We start from the raw sequence: 18,497 nt of genomic DNA on the forward strand, positions 1-18,497 counted from the left end.
GAACGAATAGCGTGTTTTCATTTACATTACAAGTATTATTTCAACAGATTATACTCTATTTCCATTTCTAACATTACTATGTTTTTTTGCATATACAAAATATATAAAAACACCTATTATAATCCATGCCACAAAACTAATTAAAGTAAGCTTAGAAAGGTTCAAAGCTAAATATATACAACTTACTATTGAAACGATAGGTAAAAAAGGTACTAGAGGAGCACGGAATGGCCTTTTCAGATTAGGATGTGTCTTTCTTAATACAATAACAGCTATAGATACAAAAACAAACGCTGTTATCGTTCCTATATTCACTAAATTAGCCAATAAATTCAAATCCACTAATCCCGCTAATAAAGCTGCTATAATACCTGTAATCCACGTATTAAAAAATGGAGTTTGTAAACGTTTATGAACACTTGAAAGTCTTTTTGGTAACAACCCATCTCGGCTCATCGAGTAAGATACACGAACAAATGCAAACATAGCTACTAACAGAACTGTTGTTAGCCCTGCTATTGCTCCCACCGATAACAAGCCAGCAACTCTATCTTCTCCTACAACACGTAATGCATATGCAACCGGATCAGCTACGTTCAATTCCGTAAACGGAACCATTCCAGTTAACACGAATGAAACGCCTACATATAGAACGGTACAAATGAATAAGGAAACAAGTAACCCAATCGGCACGTTACGTTGTGGGCGCTTCACTTCCTCTGCGGCTGTTGCAACTGCATCAAATCCTAAAAAAGCAAAGAATACAGTGGCAGCGCCTCCTACTACACCGTGAAAACCAAACGGTAGAAATGGCTGCCAATTTTCCGGTTTTACATATTGTGTCCCTACAATAATAAACCCTACAATAACGGCCAGTTTAATAATAACCATTATATTATTTATACGCGCACTTTCTTTTGCACCACGGCTTAATAAAAATGTAACAACTAAAATAATAAGAACTGCTGGTAAATCAATAATTCCACCCTTCCCCATACCAGGTGCCGAAGCAAAAATTGTAGGGATGTGAATATTAAATCCTAGTAGCAATGACTGAAAATACGCTGACCAGCCCGCCGCTACCGCAGAAGTTGCTAATAAGTATTCCAGCATAACGCACCAACCAACTATAAATGCAAAAATCTCACCTAGTGTCATATATGTATATGCATATACACTTCCCGAAACTGGAACTGTAGATGCAAATTCGGCATAACAGAAAGCTACACATGCACATACAATCGCTGCTAATATAAAGGATAATACAATCGCTGGACCAGCATGTTTTGCCGCTACAATACCAGTTAATACGAAAATACCTGTACCAATAATTGCCCCAATTCCTAAAAGAGTTAGATCAATCGCTCCTAAAGTTTGATTCAATACTTTTTTCTTTTCTTCATCCATTGCTTTCTTTATTAAAAGACTCATTCATTGAAACCTCTTTTTCAAGTTTATCTCTTACTTATTACAATCTTTATTACTGTTCTGTTTAGAAAATAAAAATATACACAATTTACTCCTTTTCTCCTATAGACTTGCAATCCTTTAAAAAAACAGAAAAATCAATCTTTTTAAGCCGTAGTAAATTTTTAAAATAATTAATGCAGCAACACACCACTAAGAATGCTGATTGAATTTATCACACAATTAATTATATTGTCAACAATAAAACTAATTAAACAGTAGCGGTTAATTATGTATCAAATGTTATTTTTAAGCATAATTATTTTCTCGAAAACATTGTTCTTTTCTATCTTTATATTTATATTCATTTTTTTGTATTGATTTTTATACATTTCCCATTACATATAGTTTAAATAAACTCAGCATAAGCTCAAATAAATTATTATCTAGGAATAATAATTTATTTGAGCTTATGCCACCATTTTAAAACCAACAAAAAAGTGCAGATTTTCATCTGCACTTTTTTTATTCTTCTACTTCAGTTTCTGCAATGCTATTTTCAAGATGCTCCTTCTGAGCTTCTTCTTGTATCTCAGCTGAAATCATCCCATAATAAATTTCTGGATATAATCCAAATATTTGATATACACTTCCTAAAAACGGCATCGGAATCCCTCTTTTCTAAAGTTGTATTGCCACTCTTAAGGATTCCCTTTTCACTCATTATACATTCGTTTTTGGCGATTCTTCTTCATCGTGAACGTGTAATAAATTTTGCCACTTTTTATACGGTGCACTATTTGGATCCACATACCCTTTCGCATACGAACGATCCCACAATTGTTTAATAAACATTTCTTTTTCTTTCTTCGCAACCATATCAGCACCTGTACCGTAATAGTTTTGGAAGTATAACTCAATTTCATCAAGGAATAATCTTAATAATTCATCTGATGTTTCTTCTAACGTCGGGTCATATTTCGCTTCACGGTCATACATTAAAATCATATCTAAAAGATTATGAACGTGTTCTTTTCTGAGCCATCTTACATCTTGTGCTCCTAATACGAACGAATGTGTATATAAATGTCCACCTTGTATCATAGCTTTTTCTTGTTCTTCTTCAAACCTGGACAAGATGTTTTCATAAATGAACGGATTATGAAGCAATGCTCTGTGTAATTTATAACTTTCGCTTGAAATATTTTTCCCCATCGACTGAATTAAGAAGCTACGTCCAACGCCGTTATATTGATACACAAACTGCCCATCAACAGCAACTAAGCTAATCCAGCGATACATATATGCGTATAGTAACGCCCGATTACATTTATCATAATCTAATTTCGTTTGAGTCGCATTCAAGTCCGGCATAAAGGCTGGTAAGTGCCAATATTTATCTAAGTGCGGCGTTAAACTAGATTTTTTACTATTTAATTTGTTCACGCGGCGATAATACGATTGGAAGTAGTCACCTTTATCATTCATAAAGCCGTTTGCAATATGCCCAGATGAAAGCTTAGGAAAATCTTGTAGCGATAATCCGTAATGAGCGCGATAACAAATGACCTCAAATGGTGAAAACGCCTCGTTTACCGTATCTTTTTCTTTGAACATTTCTTGCAATAACTCTTCTTGCAATTCTTGTTTTAAAGATGGATGGACGCCCCAATATTGTAATTCTCTATGATGAGAAACTTTCGGAACGAACGGACTTGCTAAATGGAAGAGGTCTTCAATTTTTTCACGAACGTATTCATCACGGTCACGTTTCTTATAATCCGCTTCTTTTCGTAACGCCTCAACGATATTCAGCTCTAATTTGTCACGATAGCGTACTTGTAGTTCGTCATAACAATAGCTCAGTATATGTTCGCGGTAGAAATCTTCAACCTTTTTCGACTGAATCTCTTCCGTTTTCGCATCCCTGCAATATTCTCCGTACAAACTCATATAAATTTCCGCTGATATATCTTTCGGTAATACACCTAAATTTAAATGTTGCTGCATATCTTGCCATATCTTTTCTTGTAATTTCTCTTCAGCTAATACGTATACATTCGTTGGGTTTGTTTTCCCTTCAAATTCCTTGCTTCGTTTTTGAATTTCAAATAATAAATTTTCACGTGTTTCGTGTAAATTATCAAAAAACCTTTCCCAATATTGAATCATTTTATTAACTGCTTGGTATAGCGATTGATACACAAGTTCTAATAACATTTCTTTACGATACTCACTTAATTTGTGTACATACTGCGTTACGATATCTTCAAATTCTTTTTTGAACAACCGTTGCTGATTATTCACCATTTTTCCAAACCAGCCTTGTTGCTGAGCAATTTCAACGCGGCGAACAGCCGTTACCGTTCCATCAATATTACTCACATTAAATTTCTTATCGTAGTTTTGAATTAAATTACGCTTTTGTTCATTATTTTCATGTAACCGATTCATTTTTTCTACTAACTGCTTTCGAATTTCATATAACATAAAACGTGCTGCTACTGGATGAACGGGATCTGTTTTCTTTAAAAACCATGTATTTAATTGATATGACTGTCCCTCAGAACCACTTGGTGAAAAACGGTCTGATTCAATCATGTCATATAAAAGTGTCGTTACATGTTCATGCACACGGCTCGGGATCGCATACGCATATAAACGAACCGCATGATCAACTCTCGCTACTTCCCCTTTCATTTGTTCCATCATTTTCAGCTTCGCAGCCGATATTTTACACTCATGCTGCAGGCGATTTAACTCTTCATCTTTTTGCACTGTACGGTGTACATAGCTTTCAACTGCCTCTAAAAATAACTTAGACTTTGCAACACCAACCTTACCACCTTCTGCCCCTTCACGCGTTTCATTGTACATTTGTCTATAGAAAATATGAGCCTGCTCTGGCCGAGTAGCAAGATGTTCTAAGTCTTCTAAATAACTTTTACCGCGCTCTGGCTTTTCACGCTGCATACCGCGTTTTACATCTTGGTCGTATCTTTGCTTTTTCTCTTGAAAGAGTTGATCTAAATGAAGCCACGATTCATCTAAACCTTGCACTGCCCATTTTAAAGCACAATATTTTAACACATGCTCATACGGATAAATAAGCTTTGCCGTTCCTGCTCCGCAATATCTACCTTTCCCGCTCGATTCTGCCAATTGCTGAATTTGATTATCCTCTTGTGCAAAATGACTTGTAGACATTGGACTAAATAACTGTAAATAAATCGTATTTGTCATTTGCTCCATATAATCCGATAAATTGTGTAAATGATGCCCATGTAAATTTTCATAATCGTATAAAAAACAATAATTGTATGGTAAATGGTGCTGTTTAATCGTATGATTTGTTCTTCCATCCTCATCCACTTGATCAGGACGGTATTCTAATTCAATTGTTACGCCACCACGTTTTGATAATTCCCCAGTAGAACCGAGCGTAATAGCGTGCAACTCTTTCAAAGACGCATAGCCATTCGCTTGCACAGTTTCAAATTCTTTCGCACTAACCGTCCTCGTCTTCACTAATACATCCGGCATTAAAAACGCACCACGTATTAAAATGTTATGATGCTGTAATTTTTTTCGAAGCATTTCACGTAAATATAATGCGATTTGTAAAAACATTCCTGAACCCGTTCCGCCAGCCAGTGACGTTACAATAATGACACGTACACCATATTCCGTCTGATCACTCGTAACCGGAAAAATCTTCTCAATTTCTTGCCAAAACGACGTCAGTTTATCTTCTTTCATTGCTGCACGTAACGCTAACCGTGAAATGACACGTAACTGTCCTGCTCCTTCTGTTAACGGTTTATCAAGTATAGTCGGGTCCATCGGAAACCACTCAGGAATCGTTGGATCTCCTGCAATATACTCCCTCGGTGTTTTACTCGAGCTCGTTTGCGTTTTAAACTTCCGAATATGATCAAATTTACTCAATGTATTCACATCTGTATCAAATACGTGCATCGCTACCTTCTTACGGCGCTCTTCTGGTAATTTTTCATATATTTGATGTGTCACAGTACTACCGATTCCACCTAAACCAATTAATATCGTTGGAACTTGTAACGTCATGTGAACCACCTTCCTATTCTTGCTTGTTTAAAATGAAGGGGAAAGAGCGCAAAGAACCCACCGGCCCTTATCCTTATCCCTATCCACTATTCACATTCGTACCTGTAAATTTCCTTACCATACCCTCTATCAATTACTAAAAGTTCATTTGGATACAGCGTCTTATGTTCCATTCCTACCTCGTCCTCTGTTATAAACATTCCATCAATAATCATCCCAACTACTTGCGATTCTTTCGCTACAAATATAGATTTCGATCCTTTTTTCGCTATTAATGTTACAGATTGCACCGTCCTTCTTTCTGCTCGGAATGGAATGCCAAAATAGTGCTTCCACCATTTATTTTTAAGTAACTCTGGTTCAGATTGGTAAAGCCAATCTTTCGCTACTTCTTGATCCCATTCATAATATAATAATGCTTTTCGGTGAAATCTCGGACGAACAATCCATCCTAAAACAATTATTCCTACTACTAACAGTAATAAAGTGATAGGAATAACAAACTTAAAAATAAGCGCATATTTTTCATAAAACGGTGCATTTTGAATATGAAGTGATATTCTTTTCTTTACTTCTTGTAACTTTGGATCTTGTATAGTGATGGTAGCTTCTACGGTGCCGGTATCTGTAAAATTGAATGTGTCGGAGTAATGTGGACGAGGATAAACATAAATTTGATTACCATGTTGCTTTATTTCATAGTTGATTGATTGTTTAGATGTGACACCAGTAGATTTTAATAGTTTCTTTACAGCTTCTTCTGTCATCGACTTACCATCTAACTGTGGTTGTAAAACAAACGGTTTACTATTCTCTAAATTTGTTACTTTTTCTTCATAATTTTTCGTAACAGTTTGAAGTGATAATTTTGGCTTTTCAGTTGTTTCAATCTTAAACTCTTTCGTCTGTCTATAAAATCCCTTTATGTTCATATGAACTTTCCCGCGTACTAGCCCTTTACCAAGCTTCGTTTCATAATAAAACACATGCCTTTTATCGTCCCACTTCATCGGATATTGCTTCCCGTCTATTTCTACTTCTGCTTGGAAATAAGAAGATTGAACTGGCAATTCAGTAGGCTTCGCTTCAATAACAGCTGTCACACCTGCATACATTTTCTCAGCATTTGTTCTATCTTTATCATCTTTGTCATACGTAGAAACAGTATAATTAAGCGCCGGTTCAACAAGTACTTGTAATCCTTCTTTCTCAATGTCCTGATCTACTTCTATCGTATATGTTCCTGGCTTAATCACTTCCTGATTCGCTGTACTTACATGCACTATATTTCCGAATAACTTAGCTTCTCCTGGTGCATGTATAGAAAAAGAAGACTGCAATTGTAACGGTTTAGAAATTTGCATAACTTTATAATTAGACAAAGACGATGATTGTCGCACAAGCGTCATACGCTTTAACGGGAACGGTGTTGTAATCTCTATTTTCTTCCCTACTACTTTCGTTTTGACAATCGCTTCAACAGAGGAGAATGGATCACGATTAGCAACTAATGCTGCCACTTGATTTACACTTTTTACAATACCATCCTCCCCGCTTGACGGCATCGTAACACCATTTATCTCTTTCTTCCATATTTCTTTAAACGTATTTAGCTGTTCTTTTTCTTGCTGCCCTAAATCTTCTTCCATCGTAATTAAGACTGGATGTAACGATATCTTTTTTGCATCCATTTCTTTCTTAAACTGCGCTAACTTCTGTGTAATTTGTTCTTTTCCGCCAACCTTATCTTTCTCTAGATCATTAAATGCCCCGTCAGTTAATACAATAAGCCAAAATTCACGTTTTCCATCTATATCTGCTTCCTTTTTTATAGATTGCATCGCTGTTTCTACTGCGCTAAACGGAGTATTTAAATACGTTTTCCGTGCTCCAATTCCCTCAATTTCTGTTTGCCTTTTATCCTTCGTCAACGAAATGTTTAATGGATCATTCGGCTTACTCATTGGAACGTAAGAAAATATATCTTTTTCATCTAATAGCGCAACTAAACTTTGCAAAGCGTAATTGGCATATTTCCAGCGATCGTTATTTCTCATGCTGCCTGAATCATCATATACAAGTGAAACGACCCTTTCCTTTGCCTCCTCTCCTTTTGCAAAAGCTGAAAAAGGTAACCATATAAATAGAAACAACATGAATGTGGCACAATTTCGAATTTTCATGATGAGGCTTCGCCACCTTTGTAGACAAATTCCTATGTTTAAATTTATGAGAGGAAACAAGATATATGACTTGTATTTTAGGACAACTAACACACCATAACTTTGTTATGTAAACATAAAATAACTTAGTAATATTTTCCCTAGTATTTCCCATCCGATTATATAGGTAAAAAAGCCTGTTTAAGCTCCACGCTTAAAACAGACTTTTCCTACTTTTTATATTAAAAACACTTAACAAAAAGTTTGATTAGTGAGGTCTAATAATCAGTGGGGGATGGACACCCCCCACTGATTAAAGTTTCACATATACTTCAACAATTGGATTATCCTTATTATCCGCATGTAAGCGTATATTCTCTTCACTTGCACCATAAATACTAGCTAATAGCATTATCGTTAACACATTAGGAGTCTTCGCATCACTTCCATATTTTCTTTCAAGTGCTTCCTTATATTCAAAATCCAAATCCCCCTGCACATATGTATATACTTCAAAACCATCTTCCAAATTACAAACTACTGTATCAATAATATCCGCTCCTATTTGTTTCTTCATTTCACCTCGCAATGCTTCTATAAAGTCTTTCCAAGGAACTTCATACGTCTGAAATTGATCGGTAGATTTCATTCCCTTTCCTCCTCACTATATATCCTTTTCATATATTTCCCCTTTCCTATAACAATTATGATAGATAGGACATTCGTACAAGCCGCACTTGTCCCCCTTACATATCGTATTACTGTAATGAGGAAGGAGGAAAGAACATGCATAGACAAAAATGTTATGATACTTGTCAACGTTATTTCGGTAAGGTTGTTCGAATTGAAGATCGGGATGGTCGCATTCATTTAGGTAAAATAATTGATTTGACGAATAATTCTGTATGGATTGAACCGGTGCAACAGCGCTCGTCTTTTGATACAGGATTCGGATACTATGACGCGTATGCAAACGGTGGTTGTGATCTTTGCGGCGGCCTTAGCAGGTGTGATAACTGTGGATTTGGATGCGGTGGCGGCGGATTTGGTGGCTGTGGATGCGGTGGTCGTGGTTGCAATAGTTGTGGCTGGGGTGGCGGCGGTTGTGACTGGGGCGTTGAACTCGGATTTGGCTTTATCTTTGGAATTACTTTAGCTGCATTATTTTTCATTTAACATAATAAAGAGTTGGCTGTTTTTAGCCAACCCTTTTCTCTATTTTTCACATATAAAAATACGGTGCCCTAAAATATGTTGATACATACGTCGTATATTTTCATGCTGGACCCAAGCTTCATATAACTCATTCGGAATAAATGTTGATATATTCCACTCCGGCTCTTCTATGTAGCCAGAGATCGTTTCTGCAATTGTTCCACCGCCAGCAATTGTAATCTTTTCAAAATTTGCTTTCTGAAATAATAGTACCCACTCATTCTCAGTTAATAGTTCTTTCATCCCATATAATTGGGCAATTTTGTCCTCTTCATTCTTCTCAATGTGAGTATCAATAATCATTTCAATCACAACAAGTTTACCATTCTTCTGTAATACACGATAACACTCCGAAATAACCTTTTCTTTATTCGTGAAAGCGATTATTGATTCTCCAAGCACAAGTTCATACGAATCATTTAAACACGATAATTGTTCCACATCACCTGGTATCAATTTTATATTCAAACCATTAAACAACCATCTATCTTTCGCTTTTTGAATCATAATTTCATTCTTTTCAACCGCCGTTACTTTATAACCCAATTCTTTTGTCATGTAAGCGGCTGTTTTCCCTGTGCCGCAACCTATCTCAAGGACATTCGCTCCATGTCTAAGAGGCAGTTGTGCTAACAATTTTTTTGTTAACGTAAAACCACCTGGATGAGCACTTCCTATTCCGTAATAAGCTAGGAAATCGATGTAAGTATTTCGTTCCATAGGACTCTCCTTCAAGTTTTCTATAATACATATATTCATCCAGAAAAAAATAGTGCACAGAAAAAAAAGCATTTTCAAGTGTTATAATACCTCAACTTGAAAATGCTCTTTTCTTTTATCCCGTAAAAGCTGTATTGATGAAGGCCAAAAGTCAATGGGGATGGTGAAACAAATCCCCACTGATTAAAAGTTTCACTTTATTATTTCTCTTCTACATACGCCCATTTGAAACTATATTCCGGACTAATATTATGTTTCACAATTCCCTTTACATTTGATTTCATAACATATGATCTACCACTTTGATATAAAGGTACGAGCGCTACATCTTCTTCAAGTAACAATTTTTCTGCTTTCCCTAACTCTGTCCAACGTTTTTTTGCATCAGCCATCCATTCCGTCTTACTTTTATTAATAATGTCATCATATTTTGAATTTGAATAGCCCATCTGGTTCTGCGAATTTTTCGTTTCAAACATATCAAGATATGTCATTGGATCCGCATAATCTGGATTCCAGCCGCCATATGAGAAATCATAATCTTGTTCTGATTCTAATTTTAGTTTTTGCTTAAATGGCTGAAGTTTAATATTTACTGTTACACCTTTTAAATTCTTTTCAATTTGATCTTTTACATACTCCCCAACTTTTTTCGCATTACCAGTATCATAATTTAATAGCTCTATTGTCACTTGATCTTTTCCAAGTTCTTTTTTCGCTTCTTCCCAAGCTGCTGCTGCCTTTTTCGAGTCTTGGTTTAAACCATTCTTAAATGTTTCTGCAAAATCTTTACCGTCTGGACCACTTGCTAAACCTTTAGGTACTAAGTAATCCACTGGTTTTGAACCGTCATTTAGAATTACATTCGTTAAACCTTTCTTGTCAATTGATAATGCAATTGCTTCACGTAATTTTTTGCTCTTTAACGGTGTATCTTGCCCACCTCGTTTTTGATTTAAACGTAAGTAAAACGTACTTGTTTCTGAATATGCTCCAAACTCCTCTTTATTGTTTCTATACTTATCAACAAATTCACCTGATAAAAGTGCGAAATCAATTGCACCTGTATCATATAAATTTACTCTAGTAGCCCCTTCTTTTACTACACTATAATTAATTTCATCCAGCTTCACTGTCTTTTTATCCCAATACTGATCATTTTTCTTTAATTTCCATCCTTGCTCATGTTTCCAATCGGTAAGCACAAACGGTCCATTATAAACTGTCGTATCAGACTCTAAACCGTATTTATCTCCTTTTTCTTTTACGAATTTTTCATTTAATGGATAGTAAGACGCGAATGCCATTAAATTCAAGAAATACGGTACTGGTCTTTCTAGTTCAACTTCAAGTGTATAATCATCTACCGCTTTTACACCTAATGTAGAAACTTCTGCTTTCCCTTGATTTATTGCCTCTGCATTTTTAAGATAATATGCAATAAATGCATACTCAGCAGCTGTTTTTGGATCTACTAGACGTTGCCATGCAAATACGAAATCTTTCGCTGTTACAGGATCACCGTTTGACCATTTTGCATCTTTCCGTAATTTGAATGTATATTTTTTGCCATCCTCGCTTGTCGTACTAGATTCTGCCGCAGCTGGAATTGGCTTATTATCTTTATCTAGACGATATAACCCTTCCATCGTGTTTCCTAAAATTTGAGAACCTAACGTATCTGTATTTTTTGAAGTATCCATCGTCGGAATTTCATTCGTTTCTGTACGATTCATTACTTGCTTTGCAGCTAATTTTCCGCCTTCTTTTTCTCCACTTTTCGGCGTTGTGCTTGCCTTATCTTTATCCCCTGATCCAGAGCAAGCTGTTAATGCCATACTCATTACTAGAACTGGTGCTACAACCGCTGTTAATTTTTTCATCTTTTTTCTCTTCATTTTTTGTACCCTCCCCAATTATATGTACGATATTAACATTTAGAGATTCTCTATTAACTTTCGTTATCAGAAAATTCTTATTAATTAATATTCTACTATTTTTTTAAGTTTTGTAAAGTATTTTTACAAATTTTCTAAATATTTATTTTTTTATGATAATAACTTACTATTTTACTATTACTACTATATGAATTATCCCCCACCTACTATATGTAAACATACCCCTCCTTATTCTTCTCTATTGCTAATTTCTATTTTTTCCTTATCCATATGAAATCTTTTACTAGCATTTATCTTTCCACCGTTGCATTCTTTTCTAATATCCTACAGTGAAATTTTAAAAGTGCCCCTGGCGTTTCTCAAGAATTCAATAAGCTTTATTCTCCTTATACTAAAAAAAGCATTTCAAAAGCAGCTTAGCCACTTTTGAAATGCTTTCATGTTATTTCTTTCCACCATCCTCAGTTACATACGCCCACTTAAAGCTATATTCTGGACTGATGTTGTGTTTCACAATTCCTTTTACATTCGGTTTCATTACATATGATCTTCCTGTTTGATATAAAGGAACTAACCCAGCATCTTCTTCAAGGAATAATTTTTCTGCTTTTCCTAACGTTTCCCAACGTTTCTTCGGATCAGACAGTAATTCATTACCTGCTTTCTGTACCATCTCATCGTATTTCGGGTTTGAATAACTCATTTGGTTATATGGACTCTTCGATTCAAACATATCAATAAATGTCATTGGATCCGCATAGTCTGGACTCCAACCTGCATAAGAGATTTCATAATCTTGCGCTGACTCTAATTTTAATTTTTGTTTGAATGGTTGAATTTTCGTATTAATCGTTACACCTTTTAAATTTTTCTCAATTTGGTCTTTAACATAATCAGCAATCTTTTTCGCAGTTCCATCATCATAGCTTAGTAATTCAATTGTAACTTGATCTTTTCCAAGTTCCTTTTTCGCTTCTTCCCATGCTGCTGCTGCTTTTTTCGTATCTTGTTTCAGACCATTTTTAAACGTATCTTGGTAATCTTTACCGTCAGGTCCCGTCGCAAGCCCTTTTGGAACCAATTGATCTGTTGCTTTTGATCCATTATTTAAAATAACGTTTGCTAAACCTTTTTTATCAACTGATAACGCAATTGCTTCACGAAGCTTTTTGCTCTTTAACGGTGTATCTTGTCCGTTACGCTTTTGATTTAAACGTAAGAAGAATGTACTTGATTCTGCATACTCACCATACTCATCTTTATTCGATTTATATTTATCTACAAATTCTCCTGATAGTAATGTAAAGTCAATCGATCCTGTATCATATAAATTTACTTTTGTAGCCACTTCTTTTACAACGCTATAATTAATTTCTTCTAATTTCACAGTCTTATTATCCCAATACTTATCATTTTTCTTCAGCTGCCAGCCTTGTTCATGTTTCCATGAAGACATTACAAATGGCCCGTTATATAATGTTGTATCTGCTTCTAAACCGAATTTCTCCCCTTTTTCTTTTACGAACTTTTCATTTAAAGGATAATATGACGGGAATGCTAATAAATTTAAGAAGTACGGTACCGGTTTTTCTAATTCTACTTCTAGTGTATAATCATCTACAGCTTTTGCTCCTAATTCTGTTGCAGGTTTTTCACCTTTATTAATTGCCTCTGCATTTTTAATATAGTAGGCAATAAACGCATATTCTGCAGCTGTGTTTTTATCAAGTAAGCGCTGCCATCCATATACGAAATCTTTCGCTGTTACAGGATCTCCATTTGACCATTTCGCATCTTTACGCAGTTTAAACGTATATTTTTTACCATCTTCGCTTTTCGTACTTGATTCTGCAGCAGCTGGAATAGGTTTATTATCTTTATCAAGACGATATAAACCTTCCATTGTGTTCCCTAAAATTTGTGCCCCTAACGTATCAGTAGATTTAGAAGTGTCCATCGTTGGAATTTCTTGATTTTCTGTACGATTCAATACTTGCTTCGCTGCATATTTAATATCAGATTTTTTTTCTTCCCCACTATTAGATGTAGTAGTCGTTTTCTTTTCTCCATCTGATCCAGAGCATGCTGTCAATGCAACGCTCATCGCTAAAACTGGTACTACAACTGCTGTTAATTTTTTCATCTTTTTTCTCTTCATTTTTGTATCCTCCCCAATTATATGTACAATACCAACCCTTGAGAGACCCCTTGCTAATGATTAATTTTCTGAAAATTATAACTAATATTATTCTACTCTTTTTTTCACGTTTGTAAATAGTTTTATTTTAAATATTCTGATTTTCATCTTCATAATTTAGTATAATGTATCCCCCATCTACTTATATGTCCGTACTATACGCCTTATTCTTCTCTATTTAACTATACTAAAAAAAGCATTTCAAAGTAGCTCAGCCACTTTAAAATGCTTTTTCAACTCTATTATTTTTCAGTCACATATGCCCACTTAAAGCTAAATTCTGGACTGATATTATGTTTTACTACACCTTTTACATTTGGTTGTGAAACATAAGAATCTCCACGTTGATATAAAGGTACAATCGCTACATCTTCTTCAAGTAATGTTTTTTCAGCTTTTCCTAACTCTTCCCAACGTTTTTTCGCATCACCCATTAATTCAGTTCCAGCTTTTTTCACCATTTCATCATACTTTGGATCTGAGAAGCTCATTTGGTTATGAGAATGCTTAGACTCAAACATATCTAAGAATGTCATTGGATCTGCATAATCTGGATTCCAACCACCATATGAAATATCATATTGTTGCTCACTTTCTAATTTTAGTTTTTGCTTAAATGGTTGAAGTTTAATGTTAACTGTTACACCTTTTAAGTTTTTCTCAATCTGGTCTTTAATATATTCCCCAACTTTTTTCGCATTACCAGTATCGTAGTTTAAGAATTCAATTGTAACTTGATCTTTTCCAAGTTCTTTTTTCGCTTCTTCCCAAGCTGCAGCAGCTTTTTTCGGATCTGGTTTCAAACCATTTTTAAATGTTTCTTGGAAGTCTTTACCGTCCGGTCCAGTCGCTAAGCCTTTTGGTACTAAGAAATCAGCTTCTTTTGATCCATCATTTAAAATTACATTTGCTAAATTCTTTTTATCAATTGATAGCGCAATTGCTTCACGCATTTTTTTGCTCTTTAATGGCGTATCTTGTCCATCACGTTTTTGGTTCATACGAATGAAATACGTACTCACTTGTGAATATGTTCCGAATTCATCTTTCTTACTTCTGTATTTATCAACGAACTCTCCATTTAATAAAGCAAAGTCAACTTGACCGCTGTCATATAAATTGACTAAAGTTGCAGCCTCTTTAACAACACTAAAGTTAACTTCTTCAAGTTTTACAGTCTTTTTATCCCAATATTGATCATTTTTCTTTAATTGCCATCCTTGTTCATGCTTCCAATCTTTAAGAACGAATGGTCCATTATAAACTGTTGTATCAGACTCTAAACCGAATTTCTCGCCCTTTTCTTTTACGAACTTTTCGTTTAATGGATAGTATGATGGGAATGCTACTAAGTTTAAGAAGTACGGTACCGCTTGCTCTAACTCAACTTCAAGCGTAAGATCATCTACCGCCTTTACGCCTAATTCAGTTACAGGTTTTTCTCCTTTATTAACCACTTCTGCATTTTTAATCGGGAATGCGATAAATGCATACTCAGCAGCTGTTTTTGGATCTAATAGACGTTGCCAAGCATATACGAAATCTTTCGCAGTTACTGGATCACCATTTGACCATTTTGCATCTTTACGTAGTTTAAATGTATATTTTTTGCCATCTTCACTTTTCGTGCTAGATTCTGCAGCAGCTGGAATAGGCTTATTATCTTTATCTAGACGATATAACCCTTCCATCGTATTCCCTAGCATTTGTGAAGATACTGTATCTGTTGATTTTGAAGAATCCATCGTTGGAATCTCTTGTGTTACTGTTCGATTCAACACTTGTTTCGCTGCTAGTTTTTCTCCTGACTTACTATCTCCACTAGAGCTAGAATCCGTGCTTGCCTTCTTATCTCCACCTGATGTAGAACATGCTGTTAACGCCATGCTCATTGCTAAAACTGGTGCTACAACTGCTGTTAGTTTTTTCATTTGTTTCTTTTTCATTTTCTGTACCCTCCCTAATTCAAAACGATATCTATTAAAGAATTTTCTGATAATTCTGTTTTTCTTTATATATTTATCAGACGATTCTTACTACTTCCTATTCTACTAATTTTTCGAATTTTGTAAAGTGTTATTATTGAAAATTTTTAAAAAATTATTTTTTTACAGTAATATTCATAAAAATTCCATATAATATTCACATTCTATTTCCCATTCATAAAAATGTACTATTTTGATAGTATTTATTATATTTATAGATTAAATCTCTATGAGTTATTGTTAATAAATAATGTATATTTTTAGAAACTCCATTCATACAAAAATAAAAAAGTCAGCAATGCTGACTTTTTATCCGGCCATTTTCTCTCTTTTCATTTGTTCTACTACTCTCGTATATTTCTCATCGTTGAATTCATTTTCACTTTTTGCAACAACTACAGTTGCAACACCGTTACCAATTAAATTAACGATTGCTCTTGCTTCTGACATGAAACGATCAACACCAAGTAAAAGCGCTAACCCTTCTAACGGGATAACATTCAATGCAGATAAAGTAGACGCTAATACGATAAATCCTCCACCTGTTACTGCTGCTGCTCCTTTCGATGTAACTAACAAAATAGCTATTATAGTTAATTGTTGACCTAGTGAAAGATCAATATGAAAAACTTGCGCTAAAAATATAGTTGCCATCGATAAATAAATTGACGTTCCATCTAAGTTAAAAGAGTAACCCGTTGGAATAACTAAGCCCACTACTGGCTTTGAACACCCGAAGTCTTCCATCTTTGTCATCATACGTGGCAGTACAGATTCCGATGATGATGTCCCAAGAACGATGAGTAATTCTTCTTTAATATGCACTAAATATTTCCACAAGCTAAATTTATAAAGTTTACAAATAAAATTTAAGACGATAAAAACAAATAATGCCATTGTTGCATATACACAAATCATTAATTTACCTAGTGGTATTAAAGTACTTATACCATATTTCCCAATTGTAAAAGCCATTCCCCCAAAAGCTCCAACTGGTGCCAATTTCATAACAATTGATAATATGTTAAAGAATACTTTCGACAATCTATCAAAAAAATCGATAACAGGTTGTCCATTTTTTCCAAGCATCGTTAAACCTGCGCCAAATAAAATGGAGAAGAATAATACTTGTAATATATCACCTTTTGCAAATGCCTCGAACATGTTGGAAGGCACGATATGTAAAAAGAAGTCCATCCATTGCATTTCTTGCCCGCTTTGGACATATTGCGAAACATCTCCAACCTTTAATTTTGAAGGATCTAATCCATCTCCAGGACGTACGACATTCGCTACGATAATACCAATGATAAGAGCAAAAGTTGTAACAATCTCAAAATACAATAATGCTTTCCCACCAACACGTCCTACCTTTTTCATACTTCCCATACTTGCAATACCAAGCACAATTGTTAAAAAGATAATTGGTGCAATGACCATTTTAATCATATTAATAAACGTCTCACCAATTGGTTTCATTTGTTGTCCGACACTAGGCCAAATCGCTCCTACTGCAATACCACAAATAATTGCCACAATAACTTGAAATGTTAAATTCTTTGCAATCCTCATTTTTAAATACTCCCCTGTTTTTTCATTTCTCCCATACAATTTCAATCAATGTCAATCATATATTTTATGTAATAGCCTCCTTGCTATTTAACTTGAATCCCCCTCATTATGTTACACTATTATATATAATTTGAAAATAGTATATAACATTTAAAGTTATATGTCATACCGTTAAACAAAATAAAAAAGCAGACATTACGCCTGCTTCAATTCTCCTCAATCTGCTTCTCACTTAATCCAAGGTGTGTTCTAAGAGTATTACTCAAACTCTGTAAATCTTTTTTATTAGGATTATAATAATATACAGGTTGTCCCTTTGGTCCGTTAGGTAAATATAGATCATCACCGGCTAATTGAGTCTTTTCAATCGAACCATTTAAACCATATTTATAAAAAGATAATATATCATCCATTGCTAAATTTGTTTTAAAATCACCGTCAACCGCCTCAACCATCTTCTCTAGCTTTGTAATCGAACCTACACTTTTTAATTTACTTAAAATCGCTTCAATAACAAGCTGTTGACGCTGGCCTCTCATTGCATCACTATCAATATGACGCGTTCTTGCCAGTGCAAGTGCTTCTTCTCCTGTTAATTTTTGTAGTCCCTTTTTCAAATGAATCGCATCAGATTCATCTTTACTATTTTGTTCTGTAAATTCAACTGGGACATCTACTTCAATACCATCTAACCCATCAACAATTTTAATAAATGAGCTGAAATTGAACTTCACAAAATAATCAACAGGCACTTGCAATAATTTTTCTACTGCTTCAACAGATGCTTGCGGCCCCCCATCTTTACCATTTTTAACAAACCCTCTTCCATATGCATGCGTTATTTTATCCTTTTTCTTTTCGATTGGGACATATGTATATGTATCACGTGGTATGCTTGTTAATTTCACTGTCTTATCGTCTTTATTAAAAGTAGCCAACAATAACGCATCTGTATGAAATGCACCATTATACTCCTTTTGTCGTTCCTGATTTTCATCAATACCCATAATTAAAAGTGAAACATTGTTTGCGATTGGTTTTACCGCTTTCTCACGTAAATTTGATTTTTCACCACGTGCTAAATTCAAATTAGATTTTTGTACGAGATTAGAAGTTTTCGTATATACATAGGCACCATACCCAGCTCCGCCAAATAGTAATACTCCTAGTAAAAAACTTATTATCGTTGTCTTTTTATATTTCCGTTTATATTTCTTTTCTCTTGAAGAAGAGTGATTCTCCATATAGTTTCCCC

The 18,497-nt window shown here is 34.8% G+C and carries 12 protein-coding genes; 1 reads left to right on the forward strand and 11 read right to left on the reverse strand.

All coding sequences use genetic code 11. The annotated features are described in order from the left end of the window. Nucleotides 1-48: 48 nt before the first annotated feature. The 5 genes from MR065_RS03305 to MR065_RS03325 all read right to left on the reverse strand — a co-directional run bounded on the left by MR065_RS03305 (nt 49) and on the right by MR065_RS03325 (nt 8,304). Nucleotides 49-1,431 carry an amino acid permease gene (locus MR065_RS03305; RefSeq protein ID WP_242212488.1) on the reverse strand — a complete coding sequence of 461 codons (1,383 nt, stop codon included), beginning with the start codon at nt 1,429-1,431 and terminating at the stop codon, nt 49-51. 501 nt (nt 1,432-1,932) lie between these two features. Further along, nucleotides 1,933-2,073, reverse strand: a complete 141-nt coding sequence (locus MR065_RS03310) for a phosphonate ABC transporter permease (protein ID WP_242212489.1) — start codon at nt 2,071-2,073, stop codon at nt 1,933-1,935. A gap of 57 nt (nt 2,074-2,130) precedes the next feature. Then, the gene (locus MR065_RS03315) at nt 2,131-5,493 is read right to left on the reverse strand and encodes a tubulin-like doman-containing protein (RefSeq protein WP_242212490.1); all 3,363 of its coding nucleotides are present in this window, start codon (nt 5,491-5,493) and stop codon (nt 2,131-2,133) included. 86 nt (nt 5,494-5,579) lie between these two features. After that, entirely contained in the window at nt 5,580-7,676 is a 2,097-nt protein-coding gene (locus MR065_RS03320) for a vWA domain-containing protein (protein ID WP_242212491.1), read from the reverse strand. Nucleotides 7,677-7,968: 292 nt separating this feature from the next. Continuing rightward, on the reverse strand, nt 7,969-8,304 hold the full coding sequence (locus MR065_RS03325) for a hypothetical protein (protein ID WP_242212492.1): 336 nt from the start codon (nt 8,302-8,304) through the stop codon (nt 7,969-7,971). Nucleotides 8,305-8,441: 137 nt separating this feature from the next. On the opposite strand from MR065_RS03325, the gene MR065_RS03330 reads away from it, so the two are divergent. Beyond that, nucleotides 8,442-8,831: a hypothetical protein gene (locus MR065_RS03330; RefSeq protein WP_242212493.1), complete on the forward strand. Its 390-nt coding sequence runs from the start codon at nt 8,442-8,444 to the stop codon at nt 8,829-8,831. Nucleotides 8,832-8,870: 39 nt separating this feature from the next. Here MR065_RS03330 and MR065_RS03335 read toward each other — a convergent pair whose 3' ends face one another. From MR065_RS03335 to MR065_RS03360, 6 genes are all read right to left on the reverse strand, one after another. Then, nucleotides 8,871-9,590, reverse strand: coding sequence for a class I SAM-dependent methyltransferase (locus MR065_RS03335; RefSeq protein ID WP_242212494.1), 720 nt, complete (start codon nt 9,588-9,590; stop codon nt 8,871-8,873). Nucleotides 9,591-9,790: 200 nt separating this feature from the next. Next, nucleotides 9,791-11,488 (reverse strand): peptide ABC transporter substrate-binding protein, encoded by a 1,698-nt coding sequence (locus MR065_RS03340; protein ID WP_242212495.1) that lies wholly within the window; start codon nt 11,486-11,488, stop codon nt 9,791-9,793. 442 nt (nt 11,489-11,930) lie between these two features. Further along, nucleotides 11,931-13,646 carry a peptide ABC transporter substrate-binding protein gene (locus MR065_RS03345; RefSeq protein WP_242212496.1) on the reverse strand — a complete coding sequence of 572 codons (1,716 nt, stop codon included), beginning with the start codon at nt 13,644-13,646 and terminating at the stop codon, nt 11,931-11,933. A 281-nt stretch (nt 13,647-13,927) separates the two neighbouring features. After that, the gene (locus MR065_RS03350) at nt 13,928-15,631 is read right to left on the reverse strand and encodes a peptide ABC transporter substrate-binding protein (protein WP_242212497.1); all 1,704 of its coding nucleotides are present in this window, start codon (nt 15,629-15,631) and stop codon (nt 13,928-13,930) included. A gap of 348 nt (nt 15,632-15,979) precedes the next feature. Beyond that, complete coding sequence (locus MR065_RS03355) at nt 15,980-17,242, reverse strand: dicarboxylate/amino acid:cation symporter (protein ID WP_242212498.1); 1,263 nt, start codon at nt 17,240-17,242, stop codon at nt 15,980-15,982. A 206-nt stretch (nt 17,243-17,448) separates the two neighbouring features. Beyond that, nucleotides 17,449-18,486 carry an LCP family protein gene (locus MR065_RS03360; protein ID WP_242212499.1) on the reverse strand — a complete coding sequence of 346 codons (1,038 nt, stop codon included), beginning with the start codon at nt 18,484-18,486 and terminating at the stop codon, nt 17,449-17,451. Between the last annotated feature and the right edge of the window lie 11 nt (nt 18,487-18,497).

This window comes from Bacillus cereus group sp. BfR-BA-01383 (genome assembly GCF_022663495.1).
Lineage (GTDB): Bacteria > Bacillota > Bacilli > Bacillales > Bacillaceae_G > Bacillus_A > Bacillus_A cereus_AU.